The organism is Enterobacter sp. CRENT-193 (assembly GCF_002787395.1).
Classification (GTDB): Bacteria; Pseudomonadota; Gammaproteobacteria; order Enterobacterales; family Enterobacteriaceae; genus Enterobacter; species Enterobacter hormaechei_C.
On record NZ_CP024812.1, the window covers coordinates 1,782,272 to 1,804,129 of the forward strand.

Annotated in this window: 21 protein-coding genes; 16 read left to right on the plus strand and 5 right to left on the minus strand. The window is 56.9% G+C overall.

Translation table 11 applies throughout. From position 1 onward, the window contains the following. Positions 1-8: 8 nt before the first annotated feature. The gene (locus CU081_RS08790; protein WP_023323679.1) at positions 9-1,406 is read right to left on the minus strand and encodes an MFS transporter; all 1,398 of its coding nucleotides are present in this window, start codon (positions 1,404-1,406) and stop codon (positions 9-11) included. A 27-nt stretch (positions 1,407-1,433) separates the two neighbouring features. Then, entirely contained in the window at positions 1,434-2,603 is a 1,170-nt protein-coding gene (locus CU081_RS08795; RefSeq protein WP_003862704.1) for a M20 aminoacylase family protein, read from the minus strand. A 171-nt stretch (positions 2,604-2,774) separates the two neighbouring features. Here CU081_RS08795 and CU081_RS08800 point away from each other — a divergent pair, with 171 nt between their 5' ends. Then, positions 2,775-5,129 (plus strand): helix-turn-helix domain-containing protein, encoded by a 2,355-nt coding sequence (locus CU081_RS08800; protein ID WP_022651780.1) that lies wholly within the window; start codon positions 2,775-2,777, stop codon positions 5,127-5,129. Here CU081_RS08800 and queD read toward each other — a convergent pair. Then, positions 5,114-5,479, minus strand: coding sequence for a 6-carboxytetrahydropterin synthase QueD (gene queD / locus CU081_RS08805; RefSeq protein ID WP_006811776.1), 366 nt, complete (start codon positions 5,477-5,479; stop codon positions 5,114-5,116). The genes CU081_RS08800 and queD overlap by 16 nt on opposite strands. 303 nt (positions 5,480-5,782) lie before the next feature. Here queD and cysJ point away from each other — a divergent pair, with 303 nt between their 5' ends. Genes cysJ through cysH form a run of 3 tightly spaced genes read left to right on the plus strand, consistent with a single transcriptional unit; the run spans position 5,783 to position 10,050 of the window. Beyond that, complete coding sequence (gene cysJ, locus CU081_RS08810; RefSeq protein WP_003862698.1) at positions 5,783-7,588, plus strand: NADPH-dependent assimilatory sulfite reductase flavoprotein subunit; 1,806 nt, start codon at positions 5,783-5,785, stop codon at positions 7,586-7,588. Beyond that, positions 7,588-9,300, plus strand: coding sequence for an assimilatory sulfite reductase (NADPH) hemoprotein subunit (gene cysI, locus CU081_RS08815; protein WP_022651779.1), 1,713 nt, complete (start codon positions 7,588-7,590; stop codon positions 9,298-9,300). The genes cysJ and cysI overlap by 1 nt, the downstream gene beginning before the upstream one ends. 15 nt (positions 9,301-9,315) lie before the next feature. Then, the gene (cysH, locus tag CU081_RS08820) at positions 9,316-10,050 is read left to right on the plus strand and encodes a phosphoadenosine phosphosulfate reductase (RefSeq protein ID WP_003862694.1); all 735 of its coding nucleotides are present in this window, start codon (positions 9,316-9,318) and stop codon (positions 10,048-10,050) included. Positions 10,051-10,594: 544 nt separating this feature from the next. Here cysH and CU081_RS08825 read toward each other — a convergent pair. After that, a complete protein-coding gene (locus CU081_RS08825) occupies positions 10,595-11,638 on the minus strand; it encodes an aminopeptidase (RefSeq protein ID WP_022651778.1) in 1,044 nt (347 codons plus the stop codon). Positions 11,639-11,875: 237 nt separating this feature from the next. Between CU081_RS08825 and cysG the strand changes: the two genes are divergently transcribed. The 11 genes from cysG to CU081_RS08880 all read left to right on the plus strand — a co-directional run bounded on the left by cysG (position 11,876) and on the right by CU081_RS08880 (position 20,584). Next, positions 11,876-13,234 (plus strand): siroheme synthase CysG, encoded by a 1,359-nt coding sequence (cysG, locus tag CU081_RS08830; protein WP_022651777.1) that lies wholly within the window; start codon positions 11,876-11,878, stop codon positions 13,232-13,234. A gap of 9 nt (positions 13,235-13,243) precedes the next feature. Continuing rightward, on the plus strand, positions 13,244-14,152 hold the full coding sequence (gene cysD / locus CU081_RS08835) for a sulfate adenylyltransferase subunit CysD (RefSeq protein WP_006811770.1): 909 nt from the start codon (positions 13,244-13,246) through the stop codon (positions 14,150-14,152). Between the two features lie 9 nt (positions 14,153-14,161). Then, positions 14,162-15,586, plus strand: coding sequence for a sulfate adenylyltransferase subunit CysN (gene cysN, locus CU081_RS08840; RefSeq protein ID WP_022651776.1), 1,425 nt, complete (start codon positions 14,162-14,164; stop codon positions 15,584-15,586). Next, entirely contained in the window at positions 15,586-16,191 is a 606-nt protein-coding gene (cysC, locus tag CU081_RS08845) for an adenylyl-sulfate kinase (protein WP_022651775.1), read from the plus strand. Before cysN ends, cysC begins: the two co-directional genes overlap by 1 nt. Before the next feature lie 58 nt (positions 16,192-16,249). Then, positions 16,250-16,576, plus strand: a complete 327-nt coding sequence (locus tag CU081_RS08850) for a DUF3561 family protein (RefSeq protein ID WP_006811767.1) — start codon at positions 16,250-16,252, stop codon at positions 16,574-16,576. Between the two features lie 79 nt (positions 16,577-16,655). Continuing rightward, on the plus strand, positions 16,656-16,967 hold the full coding sequence (ftsB, locus tag CU081_RS08855) for a cell division protein FtsB (RefSeq protein WP_003862095.1): 312 nt from the start codon (positions 16,656-16,658) through the stop codon (positions 16,965-16,967). 19 nt (positions 16,968-16,986) lie between these two features. Continuing rightward, positions 16,987-17,697, plus strand: coding sequence for a 2-C-methyl-D-erythritol 4-phosphate cytidylyltransferase (ispD, locus tag CU081_RS08860; protein ID WP_022651774.1), 711 nt, complete (start codon positions 16,987-16,989; stop codon positions 17,695-17,697). Next, complete coding sequence (gene ispF, locus CU081_RS08865) at positions 17,697-18,176, plus strand: 2-C-methyl-D-erythritol 2,4-cyclodiphosphate synthase (RefSeq protein WP_003862097.1); 480 nt, start codon at positions 17,697-17,699, stop codon at positions 18,174-18,176. Before ispD ends, ispF begins: the two co-directional genes overlap by 1 nt. Continuing rightward, positions 18,173-19,222 (plus strand): tRNA pseudouridine(13) synthase TruD, encoded by a 1,050-nt coding sequence (truD, locus tag CU081_RS08870; RefSeq protein ID WP_022651773.1) that lies wholly within the window; start codon positions 18,173-18,175, stop codon positions 19,220-19,222. The genes ispF and truD overlap by 4 nt, the downstream gene beginning before the upstream one ends. Continuing rightward, the gene (surE, locus tag CU081_RS08875; RefSeq protein WP_017382816.1) at positions 19,203-19,964 is read left to right on the plus strand and encodes a 5'/3'-nucleotidase SurE; all 762 of its coding nucleotides are present in this window, start codon (positions 19,203-19,205) and stop codon (positions 19,962-19,964) included. Before truD ends, surE begins: the two co-directional genes overlap by 20 nt. Then, on the plus strand, positions 19,958-20,584 hold the full coding sequence (locus CU081_RS08880) for a protein-L-isoaspartate(D-aspartate) O-methyltransferase (RefSeq protein ID WP_015571709.1): 627 nt from the start codon (positions 19,958-19,960) through the stop codon (positions 20,582-20,584). The genes surE and CU081_RS08880 overlap by 7 nt, the downstream gene beginning before the upstream one ends. 94 nt (positions 20,585-20,678) lie before the next feature. Here CU081_RS08880 and CU081_RS26765 read toward each other — a convergent pair whose 3' ends face one another. After that, positions 20,679-20,810: a peptidase gene (locus CU081_RS26765; protein ID WP_306173474.1), complete on the minus strand. Its 132-nt coding sequence runs from the start codon at positions 20,808-20,810 to the stop codon at positions 20,679-20,681. Between CU081_RS26765 and nlpD the strand changes: the two genes are divergently transcribed. Further along, positions 20,752-21,825 (plus strand): murein hydrolase activator NlpD, encoded by a 1,074-nt coding sequence (gene nlpD, locus CU081_RS08885; protein ID WP_306173475.1) that lies wholly within the window; start codon positions 20,752-20,754, stop codon positions 21,823-21,825. The two genes, CU081_RS26765 and nlpD, sit on opposite strands and share 59 nt — an antisense overlap. Positions 21,826-21,858 lie beyond the last annotated feature (33 nt).

The window sequence follows — 21,858 nt, forward strand, 5'->3', positions numbered from 1 at the left end:
GGCCCCGCTTAACGCGGGGCTTTTGTTGTTGGCAGTAATGCCCAGGTCACTACGGCTGACCCAAGGCAAATCGCACTGTTGAAAAGCAAGGCATACTGCGCGGCACTGGCCGTTCCCATCGGCAGCCATAGCGCGTACAGCGATGCGGTGACCGCGATCCCCATTGCGCCGCCCAGGGAACTGCCCATCTTATAGATCCCTGAAGCCACCCCCACTTTGTTTTCAGGGGCATTCATTACCGCCGTGTCCGTTGAGGGCGTGGCGTAACATCCGAGCCCCAGCCCGAATAAAATATTGCTCAGAAAGACGGTGACAATGTAGACCTCTTTGCTTAAGAAGGTGCATGAAATCAGCGTAATACCTGTTGCGGTCAGCAGCGGGCCGGTCATCATCGGCAGCCTGGCGCCATAGCGCTGAAGCAGTTTTTCACCCACCCGGATCATCGCCAGTACGGTAACCAGATACCCCAGCGTCATCATGCCGGTCTGTAGCGGTGACAGATGATGGCCTTGCTGCAACCAGATGCTGGCGATCATCATGGTGCCAATGCAGCCGTTGAGCAGGAAATTTGAGAATACCGAGGCGCTATAGGCCCGGTTTTTAAACAGGGCGAAATCGATCAGTGCCGCATCGCCTTTCCGTCGCCCGGTAACGACAAAGCACATCAGTGCAATCACGGCTCCACACAGTACAAGAAGCGATAAACTGCTGCTCCAGCCCCAGCTGTGTCCTTTGCTGATAAACAGATTGAACAGCACCAGCATAAGGACAAAACTCACCAGGCCGCTGATATCCAGTTTGTGTCGACACGCATCAGGGCTGCGGCTTTCCGGGGTGGCGCGGATAAGCAATAGCGCGGCCAGAGCCACCACCATGGAGAAAATAAATATCCAGCGCCAGCCCAGCGTGGTAGCGATGGCGCCTCCCACAAACGAGCTCAGGCCACTGCCGCCCCAGGAGCCGATAACCCAAAAGCTGATGGCCCGCTGGCGTGCTTTACCGTCATACCAGGTCTTAATCAGCGCCAGCGTGGCGGGCATGATGCAGGCCGCTGATAGCCCCTGTATCGCTCTTCCCAACAGAAACAGGACGGGCTCCCATGAAATGAACAGCAGACCACTCCCGATCATGCTCAGGATCAGGCCAATCATGGTCAGTCGCATGCGCCCAAACTTATCGGCAAACCCACCGCAGGCAACGACAAAACAGCCGCTGAACAATGCGCTCAGGCTGACGGCCAGCGTAAGGGTTTCGAGGGCAATATCGAGGCTATTCTGCATGGCCGGAACCACGTTGATAACCGACTGGGCAAACAGCCAGAATGTCAGAACGCTCATGACGATACCCGCCAGCAGCCGATCGTTACCGGCGTAGGCGGATGCGCCTGTCAGGGAAACGGTACTCATAGTGCAGCCCTCCCGGGAAGGTGCGAATCAGCGCAGATAGTGTTCGGTCAGTGCGGCCCACAGCGCCGCGCCGGTGAGGAGAATGTTGTCGTTAAAGTCGTAACCCGGGTTATGTACCATGCAGCGGTCAGGCTCATCGCCGGCGCCAAGGGTGAAATAGCATCCATTGGGATTTTTCTCGAGCATGAAAGCAAAGTCTTCGCTGCCCATAAACGCATTCACCTCCGCGACGGAATCCTGACCGAACAGATCGGTGGCGACGCTGCGCACCATCTCGTTGGCTTGCGGATTGTTTTTCAGTACCGGGCTGCCGTTAATGTGTCGAATGGTGGCCGTCGCATTGAAACTTTCCGCCTGTGCAACGGCGATATCATGGATACGCTGTAGCACGGTTTGCCGCACGCGTTCATCCAGCGTGCGCACGGTAAGTTTCATCAATACTTTGTCGTTGATAATGTTGGGGGCATGTCCGGCCTGAATGCTGCCTACGGTAACGACGGCAGGCTGGAAGGGGGTAATGTTGCGCGAAATAATGGACTGTAAAGCGATAGTGATATGACAGGCAACCAGGGTGGCGTCAACGGTATGTTCTGGCACCGCACCGTGACCCCCCACGCCGTTAACCTCAATATGAAGAGTGTCGGAAGAGGCCATCATGGCACCATCGCGCAGACCAATTTTTCCGAGGGGCTGTGACGGCATATTGTGCAGACCAAAGATGTGGTCGCAGGGGAACAGGTCAAACAAACCGTCCTCTACCATAACGCGTCCGCCATACAGAAGTTCTTCCGCGGGCTGAAAAATAAGGTGCAGCGTGCCGTTAAAATTGCGGGTGCGTGCCAGGTACTCCGCTGCATACAGGAGCGTTGTGGTGTGGCCGTCATGACCGCAGCCGTGGAATTTACCCTCAACGGTACTGCTCCACGCCTTGCCGTTGTTTTCCTGCATTGGCAGCGCATCCATATCGGTGCGCAGACCCAGGCGTTTATGCCCGTTACCCACCTTCAGTGTGCCGACCACACCGGTTTTCGCCAGCCCGCGATGAACCTCATATCCCCATTCCTGAAGCAGCGCAGCAACGCGATCGCTCGTGTTGTGCTCCTCAAAACCAATTTCAGGATGCTGATGAAAATAGCGCCGTAATTCAGTGAACCGAGCTTCGTTGCCACGCAGAGCTTCGATAATTGGATGTGTCATTTTTGTTATCCTTTTTCTGCCAAACGATGATAATTTCGAGTCTATGACGATCGTCCCGCCTGAAAATGCATTTTTTTGTTGTAAAGCGACGGCTTTATTTTGATTGTTTTTCATACAATTCAGTTATGACAAAAAAGAGCAGGTCATTATTTGTCTTTGATGAGGGGTAAGATGGCGCAACGGGGAGATGAATTTTGGATAGAGATTCAGGACATTCGCCACTGCGTGGAGGATGAAGGCGATACGCTAACGTTGCTCTGGGTGCTGGAAGGGCGGGCAGAGCTGAACACCGATGCGGGACGTGACATCCTGGAGGCCAATACCCTTGCCATCATAAACCGTCATCGGCGCTGGCAGTTCACGAGCGAAACGGCAAATGTCACCCTGCGCGTAACCCTTTCCGGGCGCTGGGTCGTCCAGCTCTGCAATGATTTTTTTGCCCATGATTATGCTGTACCGGCAGAAGCCGGAGGCGTCTGGCCCCAGTGCGATGCGCTTCGCGATCTGCTGCGCCAGCTTCTTGTGGTCACCCTCATCAACGACCCGCACCGCTACCGGCTGGAGGCGTACCGCTGGCTGAGCGAGATATTGCTGTTGCTGACCAGCCGCTTTCAACAGCCCGCCCGTATGCTGTCCCGGGAACTTTCCTCAGCGCACAGCAAACGCATCGCCCGGGTGATAGAGCGAATCAATGCCAGTTATTCCCGCCGTATTACGCTTGCGGAAATCGCCGCGAGTGAATATGTTTCTGAAGCCTGGCTCTCTCGTCTCTTTCGCAAGGAGGTGGGGATCAGTTTCATGCAGTACATCACCCGCCTGCGGCTGGAAAAGGCGGCCAACGCTCTCCGGCTGACGAACCGACCGCTGCATCAGATTGCGCTTGAGCAGGGTTTCGCCAGCACGCGCATGATGAGCGATCGGTTCAGGCGTGTTCACAATATGTCTCCGGGTGAGTTTCGTAAGGCCCGACGCCAGCACCCGGAGGCGGCACGTATTCGGACGGACAGGCGTGAGCAGCGCTATCCGGTCGCCGTGGACAAGCTGTTTAGCCTGCTCAATGAACCGGTGGCGCGCGGTTGGGGAGCCTCGCCGCTCGTCGTTCACCCGCAGCAGGAGCAGAGACTGGATCTTGAGCAGCTCAATCCTCTTTCTGCCTCGCTGCGCCGTATGCGGGTGGTCATTACCCTGCGTGAGCTCGACGATTTGCTCCGTGAGGACGTTCGACAAAATCTGGAGGCGATAAATGAGGCTATTCCCATTGAGGGAATTGATATCGCCGAACCTTTTCTCAGCAGTCGTCTGTTTGCTACCGGGTGGGATGACCCCCAGATGGCAGGCTACGCCTGCTGGTACAATCTGCATCAGCTCTTCACCTGGCTGGCAAAAAAGCAGTGGACGGTGCTACTGCACACCGGCGTAACGACCCGCCGCGATCTTCTCACCCGCTTTTTACAACAGTCGGTTAATCATTTTGCGCCAGAGATCACCGCGGGCTGGCACTTCGTCATGCACTGGTCAACACAGGCGAGTGAGGAGACCCGGGAGCAGGTCTGGCTGGCCCAGCAAAAGGCAATACGAACTTATCTTCCGCAGGCAAAGTTTGGTTTATGGCACCGATTTGCCCCCGTCAGCGCGGGCGTAAGCGACGATACCCTGTTCAGTTCAGCCATCCTGATGCAGGCCGATTTTCTTGCCTGTTCTGCCGATGCCAATGAACTTCTCGATCCCGCGCAGCTGGAGGTAACCCCTCTCTACTCAACGGAAAATTATCCGATACTGAAGGTCCGCCAGATCCTCGCTGCCCTTCGCCTGCGAAAATGTTCGCTTCCCGTCTGGCTTCTCTCCTGGAATACCCTCACCGGCAACACGCGGGCGACAAACGGTTGGTTTTTTCGTGGGGCGCTGCTGATGCAGAACCTGCTCGGGCTTTCGGAGCAGGTCTGGCTGGCGGGATTCTGGCTCAATTCGGGCCTTCAGGGAGAAGCCCGTGCGAACAACACCATCGATACCTCAAGCCTTGCGCTACAGTATAACCATGGTCTGCCGCGTCCGGTTTATTGGGTACTCTGGCTCTGGCAACGTCTGCGGGGCGAGGTGCTGGTCAATGATAAGCGTGTCCTGCTTACGCGCCATCGCAATGGTTATCAGCTGTTACTGCGTAATGTGGTGGTTTTTAATCCGCTCCTATCCAGTGAAGAAGCCTTCATCCAGCGTTTTCGCCAGCAGTATCATTTACACCTGAAGGGAATGCGCGGTAAATGGCGAATTAAATGCCATCTGTTTGATCAGCACAACGGCGCGCTCTATCCGTTGCTTGAAGGGGTTGGCAGCGAAAGCGGCCCTGATGAAGAAATGTGGCGCTGGATAGCGCATAAAGCGCGTCCAACGCTTTCCGTACGCGATGAACGCCTTTATGACGGCTGGCAACTGAGTGAATCACTGGAGAGTAATGCGCTGGTGCTCTACGAGTTTACGCCGCTCGTGCCTCGTGAGGCCGAAACGGAGGAGATTCACTCCCCGCGGTAGACGCAGCCTGCCGTGCAGGTCTCTTTGATCATCACCGCACTCAGCAGCGGGACCAGCGGTTTCATCTGATCCCAAATCCATTTCGCCAGCACCTCGCTGGTCGGGTTTTCAAGGCCCGGAATATCATTCAGATAGTAGTGATCGAGACGATCGTAGGTCGGCTTAAACGCGGCCTTCAGTTCGGCAAAGTCCATGATCCAGCCCGTATGGGGATCGACTTCACCGGTGATTTCAAGACGCACCATAAACGAGTGTCCATGCAGGCGGCCACATTTGTGCCCGGCAGGAACGTGTGGAAGGTGGTGTGCGGCTTCGAAGGTGAAATCTTTAAACAGTGTGGTGGACATCATAGCTCTCAGGAATGCGGAAAAAACCGCCGCATAGTACCGGAAAGCACAATTTTTATCATTAACTAAAACGGCTCTGAACTGTCGCCGCCTCGTATTCATGGTGTTTATCGACTTTTTTTGTTTTATTTCAGACAGTTGTTTAATCGCTTTTATCGTTAAGAACGATAACTAAAACAGGTTAGTCCATTTGGTTATTTATTATTTCCATCCCTTCTTTAATTGTTATTATCCCCGCCGTTAACCTTATCTTCAGTTTGGATTTATTCGCTTAAAGTCCGCTTTGCTACTGGAACATAACGACGCATGACAACACAGGCCCCACCTTCAAATTTGCTTCCCCTTAACCCGGAGCAACTGGCGCGCCTCCAGGCCGCGACTTCCGATTTTTCACCCACCCAGCTCGCCTGGGTCTCCGGCTATTTCTGGGGAATGCTGAACCAGCAGCCGGGTGCTGTGGCTGGCGTCCCGCCAACGGCCGTTGAAATTCCTGCCATCACGCTTATCTCCGCTTCGCAAACGGGTAATGCCCGTCGTGTGGCCGAAGCGCTGCGTGATGACCTGCTCGCCGCGAAGCTGAACGTTAACCTGGTCAACGCCGGGGATTATAAATTCAAACAGATCGCGTCAGAAAAACTGCTGGTGGTGGTGGCGTCAACGCAGGGCGAAGGCGAGCCTGCGGAAGAAGCCGTCGCGCTGCATAAGTTCCTGTTCTCGAAAAAAGCGCCAAAGCTCGAGGGCACCGCCTTTGCCGTCTTCGGCCTCGGTGACACGTCCTATGAATTTTTCTGCCAGTCCGGTAAAGATTTCGACAGCAAGCTGGCGGAGCTGGGTGCAGAGCGCCTGCTGGATCGCGTAGACGCTGATGTCGAATACCAGGCCGCCGCCGCCGAATGGCGGGCGCGCATCGTTGAGGTGCTGAAGGCCCGCGTCCCGAAAGAGACGCCAGCGCAGGCCGCCGTTACCGCAGCGGGCACCGTCAACGAAATCCACACCAGCCCTTACACGAAAGAGGCGCCGCTGACGGCGACCCTGTCGGTAAACCAGAAAATCACGGGCCGTGATTCGGAAAAAGACGTGCGCCATATCGAAATCGATCTCGGTGACTCCGGCCTGCGTTATCAGCCTGGCGATGCGCTGGGCGTCTGGTATCAGAACGATCCGGCGCTGGTGAAAGAGCTGGTCGAACTGCTGTGGCTGAAAGGCACGGAGCCGGTCCAGGTGGAGGGTAAAACCTTACCGCTCTCTGAGGCGCTTCAGTGGCATTTCGAGCTGACGGTGAACACCGCCAACATCGTTGAAAACTACGCCACCTTAACCCGCAGCGAATCGCTCCTTCCGCTGGTCGGGGATAAGGCGAAGTTACAGCAATACGCGGCGACAACGCCGATTGTCGATATGGTGCGTTTCTCACCGGCACAGCTGGATGCCGACGCGCTGATCGGCCTGCTGCGTCCACTGACGCCGCGTCTTTACTCCATCGCCTCCTCACAGGCGGAAGTGGAAAACGAAGTCCACATCACCGTTGGCGTGGTGCGTTACGACATCGAAGGCCGCGCGCGGGCGGGCGGGGCCTCGGGCTTCCTGGCCGACCGCGTGGAAGAAGAGGGCGAGGTGCGCGTCTTTATCGAGCACAACGACAACTTCCGTCTGCCGGCGAACCCGGAAACGCCGGTGATCATGATTGGCCCGGGCACCGGCATCGCACCGTTCCGCGCCTTTATGCAGCAGCGTGCAGCGGACGAGGCACCGGGTAAAAACTGGCTGTTCTTCGGCAACCCGCATTTTACCGAGGATTTCCTCTACCAGGTTGAATGGCAGCGCTACGTCAAAGAGGGCGTGCTGACCCGCATCGATCTGGCCTGGTCTCGTGACCAGAAAGAAAAAGTATACGTACAAGACAAACTGCGCGAACAGGGCGCAGAGCTGTGGCGCTGGATCAATGACGGTGCCCACATTTATGTCTGCGGCGACGCCAATCGCATGGCGAAAGACGTTGAGCAGGCACTGCTGGAAGTGATTGCCGAATTCGGCGGTATGGATGCCGAAACGGCGGATGAATTTTTAAGTGAGCTGCGCGTAGAGCGCCGTTATCAGCGAGATGTCTACTAATGAGCGAAAAACATCCTGGCCCACTGGTGGTCGAAGGCAAACTGTCTGATGCCGAGCGCATGAAGGTAGAGAGCAACTACCTGCGCGGTACCATTGCCGAAGATTTAAATGACGGCCTGACCGGCGGTTTCAAAGGCGACAACTTCCTGCTGATCCGTTTCCACGGTATGTACCAGCAGGACGACCGCGATATCCGCGCCGAACGTGCCGAGCAGAAGCTGGAGCCGCGTCACGCGATGCTGCTGCGCTGTCGTCTGCCGGGTGGCATCATCACCACCAAACAGTGGCAGGCGATCGACAAGTTTGCCCATGACAACACGATTTACGGCAGCATTCGTCTGACCAACCGTCAGACCTTCCAGTTCCACGGCATTCTGAAGAAGAACGTCAAGCCGGTTCACCAGATGCTGCACTCCGTGGGTCTGGACGCGCTGGCGACCGCCAACGACATGAACCGTAACGTGCTCTGCACCTCGAATCCGTACGAGTCCGAACTGCACGCCGAAGCGTACGAGTGGGCGAAAAAAATCTCCGAACATCTGCTGCCACGCACGCGTGCCTATGCGGAGATCTGGCTCGATCAGGAGAAAGTCGCCACCACCGATGAAGAGCCGATCCTCGGTCAGACCTACTTGCCGCGTAAGTTCAAAACCACGGTGGTGATCCCGCCGCAGAACGATATCGACCTGCACGCCAACGACATGAACTTCGTGGCGATTGCCGAAAACGGCAAGCTGGTCGGCTTTAACCTGCTGGTGGGCGGCGGTTTGTCCATTGAGCATGGGAACAAGAAAACCTACGCCCGCACCGCGAGCGAGTTCGGCTTCCTGCCGCTGGAGCACACGCTGGCTGTGGCTGAGGCGGTGGTTACTACCCAGCGCGACTGGGGTAACCGTACCGATCGTAAAAACGCGAAAACCAAATACACTCTGGAGCGCGTAGGCGTCGAGACGTTCAAAGAAGAAGTGGAGCGTCGCGCGGGCATCAAGTTTGAGCCGATCCGCCCTTACGAATTTACCGGTCGCGGCGATCGCATCGGCTGGGTTAAAGGTATCGATAATAAATGGCACCTGACGCTGTTTATCGAAAACGGCCGTATTCTTGATTATCCGGGCCGTCCGCTGAAAACCGGCCTGCTGGAAATCGCGAAGATCCACAAAGGCGAGTTCCGTATCACCGCTAACCAGAACCTGATCGTCGCCAGCGTGCCGGAAAGCGAAAAGGCGAGAATTGAAGAGCTGGCCCGCGAGCACGGGTTGATGAATGCGGTGAGCGCGCAGCGTGAAAACTCGATGGCCTGCGTGTCGTTCCCGACCTGTCCGCTGGCGATGGCCGAAGCCGAGCGTTTCCTGCCGTCCTTCACTGATAAAGTGGAAGCGATTCTGGAAAAACATGGTATTCCGGACGAGCATATTGTTATGCGCGTGACGGGCTGCCCGAACGGCTGCGGTCGCGCGATGCTGGCCGAACTCGGTCTGGTAGGGAAAGCGCCGGGTCGCTATAACCTGCACCTGGGCGGTAACCGTATCGGGACGCGTATTCCGCGTATGTTCCGCGAGAACATCACCGAGCCGGAAATTCTCGATTCCCTCGACGTGCTTATCGGATGCTGGGCGAAAGAGCGCGAAGCGGGTGAAGGCTTCGGCGACTTTACGGTACGTGCGGGCATCATTCGCCCGGTGCTCGATCCCGCAAGGGATTTCTGGGAGTAACCACGAGAGGTAATTATGTCCGTACTCGATCTAAACGCGCTTAACGCATTGCCAAAAGTCGAACGCATTCTGGCACTCGCAGAAACTAACGCCCAACTGGAAAAGCTGGACGCCGAAGGGCGCGTGGCGTGGGCGCTGGAAAACCTGCCGGGAGACTATGTGCTTTCGTCGAGCTTTGGCATTCAGGCGGCGGTCAGTCTGCATCTGGTGAATCAGATCCGTCCGGACATTCCGGTGATCCTCACCGATACCGGCTATCTGTTCCCGGAGACCTATCAGTTTATCGACGAGCTGACGGATAAGCTCAGGCTGAACCTGAAAGTCTACCGTGCGACGGAAAGCGCGGCCTGGCAGGAGGCGCGTTACGGCAAGCTGTGGGAGCAGGGCGTTGAGGGCATTGAGAAATACAATGAGATCAACAAGGTCGAGCCGATGAACCGGGCGCTAAAAGAACTGAACGCTCAGACCTGGTTTGCGGGCCTGCGCCGCGAGCAGTCCGGGAGCCGGGCAACGCTGCCGGTGCTGGCGGTGCAGCGCGGCGTGTTCAAAGTGCTGCCGATCATCGACTGGGATAACCGCACGGTGTACCAGTATCTGCAAAAGCACGGGCTGAAGTACCATCCGCTGTGGGATCAAGGCTACCTGTCGGTAGGCGACACCCACACCACGCGTAAATGGGAACCGGGAATGGCGGAAGAAGAGACGCGATTCTTCGGGCTGAAGCGCGAGTGCGGATTGCACGAAGGGTGATAACCTTTTTGCCCGGTGGCGCTGCGCTTACCGGGCCTACAAAGGCTTAATTCTCCCTCTCCCCGTGGGTGGTTCCCCAGTAATTCGAAAGCAAAAGCGATAACGTTGCCTCAGAATAACTGAGGGCTTTCAGCGATGCTTCGGTCCGGCTGTAAATCGCTGAGGCGTTTCCTGTAGGCCGGGGCGAGGCGCAGGGATGCGCCGAGAGGGCGGGCTTTACAGGGATGTTACCTCCGCCCGTCCCCGATAAGCCGGAATGAATAAGCCGAAGGCACCGCGAAGCGGCGATTTTCCGCCGGAAGCCCGGGTCGCCAGGGTGGTGGCGACTGAGCCACCCTGGCACGTTCACCGGTCATGTCGTGACAGAGTAGCAAGGAACATAAAGTGAACGGAATGACCACCAGAGCCGTATGTTCCCCCTCACCCCAGCCCTCTCCCTCAAGGGAGAGGGGGCCGTCTGTGCAGGCATTATTTTGTGGGGAACCCTCAGCCCCGTGGGAGAGGGGTGGGGTGAGGGCATAAGGCCGCACTATGCTTAACGGCCTCAGGCTTTCTCCGCTTTCGCCAGCTCCTTCACCAGCGGCAGCATCACTTTCACGACATCTCGGCTGCGGTGCTCAATCCGCTGCGGCAGCGCTTTATCAATGTGCTGCTGATTATCCAGCCGCACATCATGCCAGCTGGTCCCGTCCGGGAACGCTTTCGATTTGCTGCGCTGCTGATAGCCATCTTTTTTGCCCAGCGCCCAGTTCGTCGCCTCGACGTACAGCACCGGAATGCCCGCCTTATCAAACACTTCACCGTCATTACAGCAGCCTGTGCCTTTAGGATACTCCGGGTTACCGCCCGGATTTGTCGCGGCATAGACGCCATGCGTGCGGGCAAGCGCCAGCGCGCGGTCGCGGGTGAGTTTACGTACGCTGCTCGGCGTGCTCTGTCCGCTATTAAAATAGAGCTTATCCCCCACGATCAGATTATCGAGGTTAATCACCAGCAACGTATTTTTCTTCTCCTCAGCGCTCATGCGCTTAAGGAGATTCTCAGCGCCGAGTTTTCCTTCTTCTTCGCCGCTGGTCGCAACAAAGCGAATGCTGTATTTCGTCGGAATATTCTTCAGGCGTTCGGCCAGCTCAAGCATCACGCCCAGACCCGCCGCATTATCATCCAGTCCCTGAAGCGTCAGCCCGCCGAGATTATTATCGACATCGGCATCGCTCAACGGCGTGTAGGTATCAAGGTGCGCCATAATAATAATCTGCTCAGCCGCCTTTCCTTCGTGCGCCGCAATAACCGTGCTGCCAGTTACGTTATGCCAGTTTTGCGTTTTATTGCGAGTGGTATAGATGTAGCGGCTGTGGAAAGCGCGAATGTCGCTTTCATAGCCCATATCCGCAAACTGCTGACGAATATAGTCTGCCGAGAGCATCTCGGCTGGGGTTCCGGTCATACGGCCCGGAAAGACCGTCGCAATATGCCGCGCCTGCATACTGGCTATTTCACCGTAAGATGGATTTTTTGCCTGAGCCGGAAGGATAAAGCAAACGCCGAGCGCCAGGGTAACGAATCGGTGGCGCATTGCGGAAAACATAGTGAGTCCTTAAAAACAGAGCAAAATTTTAACCCGCATAGTATGAAACTGTGATCGGGTAGACACAATTTGAATTGCTCTTAAATGCCGGAAATTTCGCGTGTTAAGCACTTTTTGATATTTGCTTTTCCACGGCGTTATTCCATTGAGTAACTACTCATTCCAATTCGTAATTTCATTCGATCTAAGCCGCCCCCTATAGTCCCTTTATTCGTGGTTGTTAGTGAGTTGTTGCCTGTGGACTATCTCCCCCTTTTTGCTGCCTTAAAAGACCGACCGGTATTGGTTGTCGGGACGGGTGAAATTGCCGATCGCAAAATCGCCTTCCTGCAACGCGCCGGGGCGCAGGTGCAGATCGTTGCAGAGGCGGATTTTGCAGAGTCTCAGATCGACAGCGTGGTACTGGTGATTGCGGCAACCGAAGATCGGGCGCTCAACAGCCGAATCTCCGACGCAGCCCAGGCCCGTCACCGCCTGGTGAACGTGGTAGACGACCAGCCGTTATGTTCATTTATCTTCCCGTCGATTGTCGACCGCTCGCCGCTGCTGGTGGCGATCTCCTCCGGCGGCACCGCCCCGGTGCTGGCGCGCGTGCTGAGAGAAAAAATCGAAGCGCTGCTGCCGACCAGCCTCGGACGCATGGCGGAGAAGGCCAGCTACTGGCGCAACCATCTGAAAACGCGTCTGACCAGCGTGACGGAACGCCGTCGCTTCTGGGAGCGTGTGTTTCGCGGCCGCTTTGCCAGCCTGATGCAGGCCGGTAACGAGACGGCGGCGCAACAAATCCTCGAAGACGAACTGGATAACCCCGGCAGTACGGGCGGGGAGATCATTCTGGTGGGCGCCGGGCCGGGCGATGCCGGGCTGCTCACGCTGCGTGGCCTCCAGGTTCTTCAGGATGCGGATGTCGTGTTCTACGACCACCTGGTCACCGACGGTATTCGCGAGCTGATCCGCCGTGACGCGGAGCAAATCTGCGTCGGCAAACGTGCCGGCGAGCACTCCGTGCCGCAGCACGACACCAATCAAATGCTGATTGCCGCTGCGAAAGCGGGCAAAACCGTGGTGCGCCTGAAAGGGGGCGATCCGTTTATCTTCGGTCGTGGTGGCGAGGAGTTGCAGGCGGCAGCCGAAGCGGGCGTCCCGTTCCAGGTGGTTCCCGGCATTACGGCGGCGTCTGCCGTCACGGCCTACGCCGGTATTCCGCTGACCCATCGCGATTACGCCCAGAGCGTGACCTTTGTGACCGGGCACTATAAAGCCGACAGTACGCCGTTTGACTGGTCGCATCTCGCCCAGAGCCGGCAAACGCTGGCGATTTATATGGGCACGATGAAAGCGGCAGACATCAGCGAACAGCTTATTCAGCACGGTCGCGATGCGGCGACGCCGGTAGCGGTGATCTCCCGCGGGACACGCGTCGATCAGCATGTCGCCATCGGCACTTTACAAGACCTTGCAACCCTGGCGAAAGACGCCCCAATGCCCGCCCTGATTGTGGTGGGAGAAGTGGTGCAGCTGCACAGCACGCTCGCCTGGTTCCAACACACAACCGACACAGAAGGCTTTGGCGCTTCTGTTATAAATTTGGCTTAAGGAACGGTTATGGACCAAAAACGACTTACTCACCTGCGGCAGCTCGAAGCGGAAAGTATCCACATTATCCGCGAAGTGGCCGCCGAGTTTTCTAACCCGGTGATGATGTACTCCATCGGTAAAGATTCCAGCGTCATGCTGCACCTGGCGCGTAAAGCGTTTTATCCGGGTACGCTGCCGTTCCCGCTGCTGCACGTGGATACCGGCTGGAAATTCCGCGAGATGTACGAGTTTCGTGACCGTACCGCCAAAGCCTACGGCTGCGAGCTGCTGGTGCACAAAAACCCGGAAGGGGTGGCGATGGGTATCAACCCGTTCGTGCACGGCAGCGCCAAGCATACCGACATCATGAAAACCGAAGGGCTGAAGCAGGCGCTGAATAAATACGGTTTTGATGCGGCCTTCGGCGGCGCGCGCCGTGACGAAGAGAAATCCCGCGCCAAAGAGCGTATCTACTCTTTCCGCGACCGCTTCCACCGCTGGGACCCGAAAAACCAGCGTCCGGAGCTGTGGCACAACTACAACGGCCAGATCAACAAGGGCGAAAGTATTCGCGTCTTCCCGCTCTCCAACTGGACCGAGCTGGATATCTGGCAGTACATCTATCTGGAAAATATTGAGATCGTTCCGCTGTATCTGGCGGCCGAGCGCCCGGTGCTGGAGCGCGACGGCATGCTGATGATGATCGACGACGATCGCATTGATTTACAGCCGGGCGAAGTGATCAAAAAACAGATGGTCCGTTTCCGTACTCTCGGCTGCTGGCCGTTGACCGGCGCGGTGGAATCCAGTGCGCAGACGCTGCCGGAGATCATCGAGGAGATGCTGGTGTCGACCACCAGTGAGCGACAGGGCCGCGTGATTGACCGCGACCAGGCAGGCTCCATGGAGCTGAAGAAACGTCAGGGTTATTTCTAAGGAGCCGCCATGAATACGACTATTGCCCAACAAATTGCCGATGAAGGCGGCGTAGAAGCTTATCTGCACGCCCAGCAGTACAAAAGTCTGCTGCGTTTCCTGACCTGCGGCAGCGTTGATGACGGGAAAAGCACCCTGATAGGACGTCTGCTGCACGACACGCGCCAGATCTACGAAGATCAGCTCTCTTCCCTGCACAATGACAGTAAACGCCACGGCACCCAGGGCGAAAAACTCGACCTGGCGCTGCTGGTAGACGGCTTGCAGGCGGAGCGCGAGCAGGGCATTACCATTGATGTCGCCTATCGCTACTTCTCTACCGAAAAGCGCAAATTTATTATCGCCGACACCCCGGGGCACGAGCAGTACACTCGTAACATGGCGACCGGCGCGTCCACCTGTGATCTGGCGATCCTGCTGATTGACGCCCGTAAAGGTGTGCTGGATCAGACTCGTCGTCACAGCTTTATCTCTACGCTGCTGGGGATCAAACATCTGGTGGTGGCGGTGAACAAAATGGATCTGGTGGACTACAGCGAAGCGCGATTCGACGAGCTCCGTCAGAGCTACCTGACCTTTGCTGAACAGCTGCCGGGCAACCTCGATATTCGCTTTGTGCCGCTGTCGGCGCTGGAAGGGGATAACGTCGCCTCTCAGAGCGGGAACATGCCGTGGTACAGCGGCCCGACGCTGCTGGAAGTGCTGGAAACCGTTGAAATTCAGCGCGTGGTTGATACCCAGCCGATGCGCTTCCCGGTGCAATACGTGAACCGTCCGAACCTCGATTTCCGCGGCTTCTCGGGCACCATTGCGTCCGGCTCGGTCAAAGTGGGCCAGCGCGTGAAGGTGCTGCCGTCCGGTGTGGAATCGGCCATTGCCCGAATCGTCACCTTTGATGGCGATCTGGAGGAAGCCGGAGCAGGTGAAGCGGTAACCCTGGTACTGAAAGACGAAATTGATATCAGCCGCGGCGACCTGCTGGTCGACGCGCAGGAAACGCTGGCGGCGGTGCAGGGCGCATCCGTGGACGTGGTGTGGATGGCGGAACAGCCGCTGACCGCAGGCCAGAGCTATGACATTAAAATCGCCGGCAAGAAAACCCGCGCCCGCGTGGACGGCATTCAGTTCCAGGTGGACATCAACAACCTGACCCACCGTGACGTGAGCGAGCTGCCGCTGAACGGCATCGGTCTGGTGGATATGACCTTCGACGAGCCGCTGGTGCTGGATCCGTATCAGCAGAATCCTGTTACGGGCGGGCTCATCTTCATTGACCGCCTGACGAACGTTACCGTCGGTGCCGGCATGGTGCGCGAGCCTGACGCGCAGGCGAGCGTGACGTCTGAGTTCAGCGCCTTCGAGCTGGAACTGAACGCGCTGGTGCGTAAGCACTTCCCGCACTGGGGCGCACGCGATCTGCTGGGAGGCAAGTGATGGCCGCCCATGATGAGAACGTCGTGTGGCATCCTCATCCGGTCACCGTCGCCCAGCGCGAACAGCTCCACGGTCACCGTGGGGTTGTGCTGTGGTTTACCGGGCTGTCTGGCTCCGGTAAATCCACGGTGGCAGGCGCACTGGAAGAGGCGCTGCATCAGCAGGGGGTGAGCACCTACCTGCTGGACGGCGACAACGTGCGTCACGGCCTGTGCAGCGATTTAGGGTTCAGCGATGAAGATCGTAAAGAGAACATTCGTCGGGTGGGGGAAGTCGCCAGCCTGATGGCGGATGCCGGGCTGGTGGTGCTGACGGCGTTTATCTCACCGCACCGCGCCGAACGTCAGATGGTGCGTGAGCGCGTGGGGCAGAATCGCTTTATTGAAGTGTTTGTGGATACCCCGCTGGCAATCTGCGAAGCGCGCGATCCTAAAGGGCTGTACAAAAAAGCCCGCGCGGGAGAGCTGCGAAACTTCACCGGCATTGACTCCGTTTACGAAGCGCCTGAATCCCCTGAGATTCAGCTGGAAGGTCAACAATTGGTAACAAATTTAGTAAGCCAATTATTAGACCTGCTCAGACGGGACGATATTATCAGATCCTGAGACGGTATCGTTCGGGAGCTGTCTTCCCGAGCGATGAGTCACGGTCACAGGATTAGCTATGCGCAACAGTGAAAACTACATGATTACCACCGGGTCGGAACCGTTAACGACCGACGACGAGACGACCTGGTCCTTCCCTGGGGCGATAGTCGGCTTTGTGTCGTGGCTACTGGCGCTGGGTATCCCGTTTTTGATCTACGGTGGTAACACCCTCTTTTTCTTCCTCTATACCTGGCCTTTCTTTTTGGCGCTGATGCCCGTTGCGGTGGTTGTGGGCGTGGCGCTGCACTCCCTTTTCAACGGCAAGCTCCTGTATAGTACGCTCATCACTATCGCCACCGTTGTGGTCATCTTTGGCCTGCTGTTTTTATGGCTGATGGGCTAACTTACGGCATAATTAAAACCCCGCAGTAGAGTCCAGCGGAAAGTTATGGGATGATGATGCCGTTTTTTCAGGGGGCAGGATGGGTAAACTAACGCTGCTGTTGCTGGCTTTGCTGGTCTGGCTGCAATATTCGCTGTGGTTCGGCAAAAACGGACTGCACGACTACAGCCGGGTGAGCGATGACGTCGCGGCACAGCAGGCGACAAACGCCAAACTTAAAGCGCGTAACGATCAACTTTTTGCTGAAATTGATGACCTCAATGGCGGCCAGGAGGCGATTGAGGAGCGCGCACGCAATGAACTCAGTATGACTAAGCCGGGCGAAACGTTTTATCGCCTGGTTCCGGATGCGTCTAAACGCAATCAGGGCTCCGCACAAAACAATCGATAATCAGGCCCAGGATTACGACATGGCAGCAACTTTTTCGGACGTCTGTGCCGTGGTGCCGGCCGCAGGTTTTGGCCGGCGCATGCAGACAGAATGTCCTAAGCAGTACCTCTCAATTGGCGATAAAACGATCCTCGAGCACGCCGTGGCGGCGCTGCTGGCGCATTCTCGGGTGAAACGCGTTGTTATTGCCATCAGCCCCGGCGATGCACGTTTTGCTCAGCTCCCGCTGGCGAATCACCCTCAGATTACCGTCGTTGACGGCGGCGCAGAGCGGGCTGACTCCGTTCTGGCGGGCATTCAGGCTGCCGGGAACGCGCAGTGGGTGCTGGTGCACGATGCCGCGCGTCCCTGTCTGCATCACGACGATCTGTCACGTCTGCTGGCTCTGAGTGAAACCAGTAACGTGGGCGGCATTCTGGCCGCCCCGGTGCGTGACACCATGAAGCGTGCCGAACCGGGTAAACCGGCGATTGCCCACACCGTCGAGCGCGTCGATCTCTGGCACGCGCTGACGCCACAATTTTTTCCCCGCGAATTACTCCACGACTGCTTAACGCGTGCGCTTAAAGAAGGTGCGACCATTACGGACGAAGCCTCGGCGCTGGAGTATTGCGGTTTCCACCCCACGCTTGTTGAAGGGCGCGCTGATAATATAAAAGTGACGCGCCCGGAAGACTTACAGCTCGCGGAATTTTATCTTACCCGTACGACCCCTCAGGAGAAGGCATAATGCGTATTGGACACGGTTTTGATGTACACGCCTTTGGCGGCGTTGGCCCAATTATCATTGGCGGCGTGCGCATTCCATACGAAAAAGGTCTGCTGGCGCATTCTGATGGCGACGTGGCGCTGCATGCGCTGACCGACGCGCTGCTGGGTGCCGCCGCGCTGGGCGACATTGGCAAACTGTTCCCGGACACCGATCCTGCTTTTAAAGGCGCAGACAGCCGCGAACTGCTGCGCGAAGCCTGGCGTCGTATTCAGGCCAAAGGCTACACCCTTGGCAACGTTGATGTGACGATCATTGCTCAGGCACCGAAGATGCTGCCGCACATCCCTCAGATGCGCGTGTTTATCGCTGAAGATCTGGGTTGCCATATGGACGACGTCAACGTCAAAGCGACCACCACGGAGAAACTGGGCTTTACCGGTCGTGGCGAAGGCATTGCCTGTGAAGCCGTGGCGCTGCTGGTGAAGGCGGCCAAATGACGGATTTCGACAACCTGACGTATCTGCACGGTGAACCGCAGGGCAAGGGGCTGCTGAAAGCCAACCCTGAAGATTTCGTGGTAGTGGAAGATCTCGGTTTTGAGCCGGACGGCGAAGGCGAGCACATCCTGGTGCGCATTCTGAAAAACGGCTGCAACACCCGCTTCGTGGCGGACGCGCTGGCAAAATTCCTCAATATTCACGCCCGCGAAGTGAGCTTTGCCGGTCAAAAAGATAAACATGCCGTGACCGAACAGTGGCTTTGCGCCCGCGTGCCCGGCAATGCCATGCCCGATTTAAGCAAATTTGAGCTTGAGGGCTGTAAGGTACTGGAATACGCCCGCCATAAACGCAAATTGCGTCTGGGAGCGTTAAAAGGCAACGCGTTTACGCTGGTGCTGCGCGAAGTGACCGAACGCGAAGACGTTGAAAAACGCCTGAAGGCCATTAACGAACGCGGCGTGCCAAACTATTTCGGCGCACAGCGCTTTGGCATTGGTGGCAGCAACCTGCTGGGCGCGCTGCGCTGGGCGCAAAGCGGTGCACCGGTGCGCGATCGTAATAAACGCAGTTTTTGGTTGTCGGCGGCCCGCAGTGCGTTGTTTAATCAGATTGTGAGCGAACGGCTGAAAAAACCGGACGCGAATCAAGTTGTTGTCGGCGATGCGCTACAATTAGCGGGACGCGGAAGCTGGTTTGTGGCAACGGCCGATGAGATGGCCGATGTCCAGTCGCGCGTGGACGCTAAAACGCTGATGATTACCGCCGCCTTGCCGGGTTCAGGCGACTGGGGAACCCAGGGCGAGGCGCTGGCCGCTGAGCAGTCAGCGGTGGCGGATGCGCCAGAATTACAATCGTTGCTGGTGCGGGAAAAGGTCGAGGCGGCGCGCCGTGCGATGCTCCTCTACCCGCAACAGTTGAGCTGGAACTGGTGGGATGACGTAACCGTCGAGTTACGCTTCTGGCTGCCGGCAGGTAGCTTTGCCACCAGTGTTGTCAGGGAACTTATCAACACGTCGGGTGATTATGCGAATATTGCTGAGTAACGATGACGGGATCCATGCGCCAGGTATTCAGACGCTGGCGAAACACCTCCGCGAATTTGCGGATGTGCAGGTCGTGGCTCCCGATCGTAACCGCAGTGGCGCGTCTAACTCATTGACGCTGGAGTCTTCACTTCGCACCTTTACCTTTGAGAATGGCGATATTGCCGTCCAGATGGGGACGCCGACCGACTGCGTGTTTTTGGGCGTAAATGCGCTGATGCGCCCTCGGCCGGATGTTGTGGTCTCCGGCATCAATGCCGGGCCAAATCTTGGCGATGATGTGATTTACTCCGGCACCGTGGCCGCGGCGATGGAAGGGCGTCACCTGGGTTTCCCGGCGCTGGCGGTCTCGTTAAACGGCCACACCCACTATGACACTGCCGCCGCGGTGACCTGCTCCATTCTCCGTGCGCTTGGCCGCGAGCCACTGCGTACCGGACGTATCCTTAATATTAACGTGCCGGATCTCCCACTGGACGAGATTAAAGGGATCCGCGTGACGCGCTGCGGCAGTCGCCACCCGGCCGATCAGGTTATTCCCCAGCAGGATCCCCGCGGCAATACCCTGTACTGGATCGGCCCGCCGGGAGATAAATGCGATGCCGGGCCAGACACCGACTTTGCTGCGGTGGATGAGGGTTACGTTTCCGTTACGCCGTTGCACGTAGATTTAACCGCTTATAGCGCGCATGATGTGGTGTCGGACTGGTTAGATCGGGTCGGAGTGAACGCGCAATGGTAAGTAAACGTGTACAAACTCTTCTGGAACAATTACGCGCACAGGGGATTGCCAACGAGCAGGTGCTGGATGCGCTTGCCCAGGTTCCCCGTGAGAAGTTTGTAGATGAGGCGTTTGAACACAAAGCGTGGGAAAACGTGGCGCTGCCCATCGGGCAAGGCCAGACGATTTCGCAGCCCTACATGGTGGCGCGTATGACGGAGCTTCTGGAGTTAACGCCAGACTCCCGGGTGCTGGAAATTGGCACCGGTTCAGGGTATCAGACCGCGATCCTGGCCCACCTTGTGCACCATGTCTGTTCCGTGGAACGGATTAAAGGGTTGCAGTGGCAGGCGCGCCGTCGCCTGAAACAGCTTGATTTACATAATGTATCGACGCGCCACGGCGATGGATGGCAGGGTTGGCAGGCTCGCGCCCCGTTTGACGCCATCATTGTCACGGCAGCGCCACCTGAAATCCCCGCTGCACTTCTCTCGCAGCTGGACGAGGGCGGCATTCTTGTTTTGCCCGTCGGCGATGAGCAGCAGCTTTTAAAGCGCGTTCGTCGACGCGGCGGCGAGTTTATTATCGATACCGTGGAAGCCGTACGCTTTGTGCCCCTGGTTAAGGGCGAGCTGGCCTGAGACTCGGATTTTTCCAGGGTTATTAAGGCAAATTCAGCGTATGGTGTGGCGCGATAGGTTCGTGCCATCACGGTTATTTTTAAGTCACTGGTAGTTAACACATTCCTGGGGGATAAATGAGCGCGGGAAGCCCAAAATTCACCATCAGCCGTGTTGCGGCATTATCACTGGTTTCGCTCTGGCTGGCAGGCTGTACAAGTTCAAATAACGCGCCTGCGCCCGTCAGTTCCGTTAATGGAACCAGCGGCTCGGGTAACACGTCCAGCGGAATGTTGATCACCCCTCCGCCTAAAATGGGCACCTCAACGGCGCAGCAAACGCCGCAGATCCAGCCGGTTCAGCGTCCAGTTACGCAGCCTACGCAGATACAGCCAGTGGAACAGCCTGTTCAGACTGAAAATGGCCGCATAGTGTATAACCGTAAGTATGGGAACATTCCGAAAGGTAGCTATACCGGCGGCAGCACCTATACCGTGAAGCGCGGCGATACGCTGTTCTATATTGCCTGGATCACCGGGAACGATTTCCGCGATCTGGCACAGCGAAACAACGTCCAGGCCCCGTATGCTCTGGAAGTCGGGCAAACGCTTCAGGTTGGCAACGCGACGGGGACACCGCTTACGCCAGGCAACACCGTTTCAGCAGCCGACGTAACTGCGCAAAATAACAGCGTCACCCCTGCACAAAAAACCACCACGGTGGTTGCTTCACAACCTGTAATTACGTATTCTGAGGATTCAGGTGATCAGAGTGCTAACAAAATGTTGCCGAATAATAAAGGTACTGCGACTGTTGTCACAGCACCGACTACGGCACCTGTGGTTAGCTCTACTGTACCGACTGCAAGCAGTCAGAATGCCAGCTCGTCAATTACCACCTGGCGTTGGCCAACTGACGGCAAGATCATCGAGAACTTCGCTACCTCTGAGGGGGGCAACAAAGGGATCGATATCGCAGGCAGTAAAGGACAGGCAATCATCGCGACCGCAGACGGACGCGTTGTCTATGCCGGTAACGCACTGCGCGGTTACGGTAATCTTATTATCATCAAACATAATGATGATTACCTGAGTGCCTACGCCCATAACGACACAATGCTGGTCCGGGAACAACAAGAAGTTAAGGCGGGGCAAAAAATCGCTACCATGGGTAGCACCGGAACCAGTTCTACACGCTTGCATTTTGAAATTCGTTACAAGGGGAAATCCGTAAACCCGCTGCAATATTTACCGCAGCGATAAATTGACGGGGCATGCCAGCCAGGGTGTCTCGTC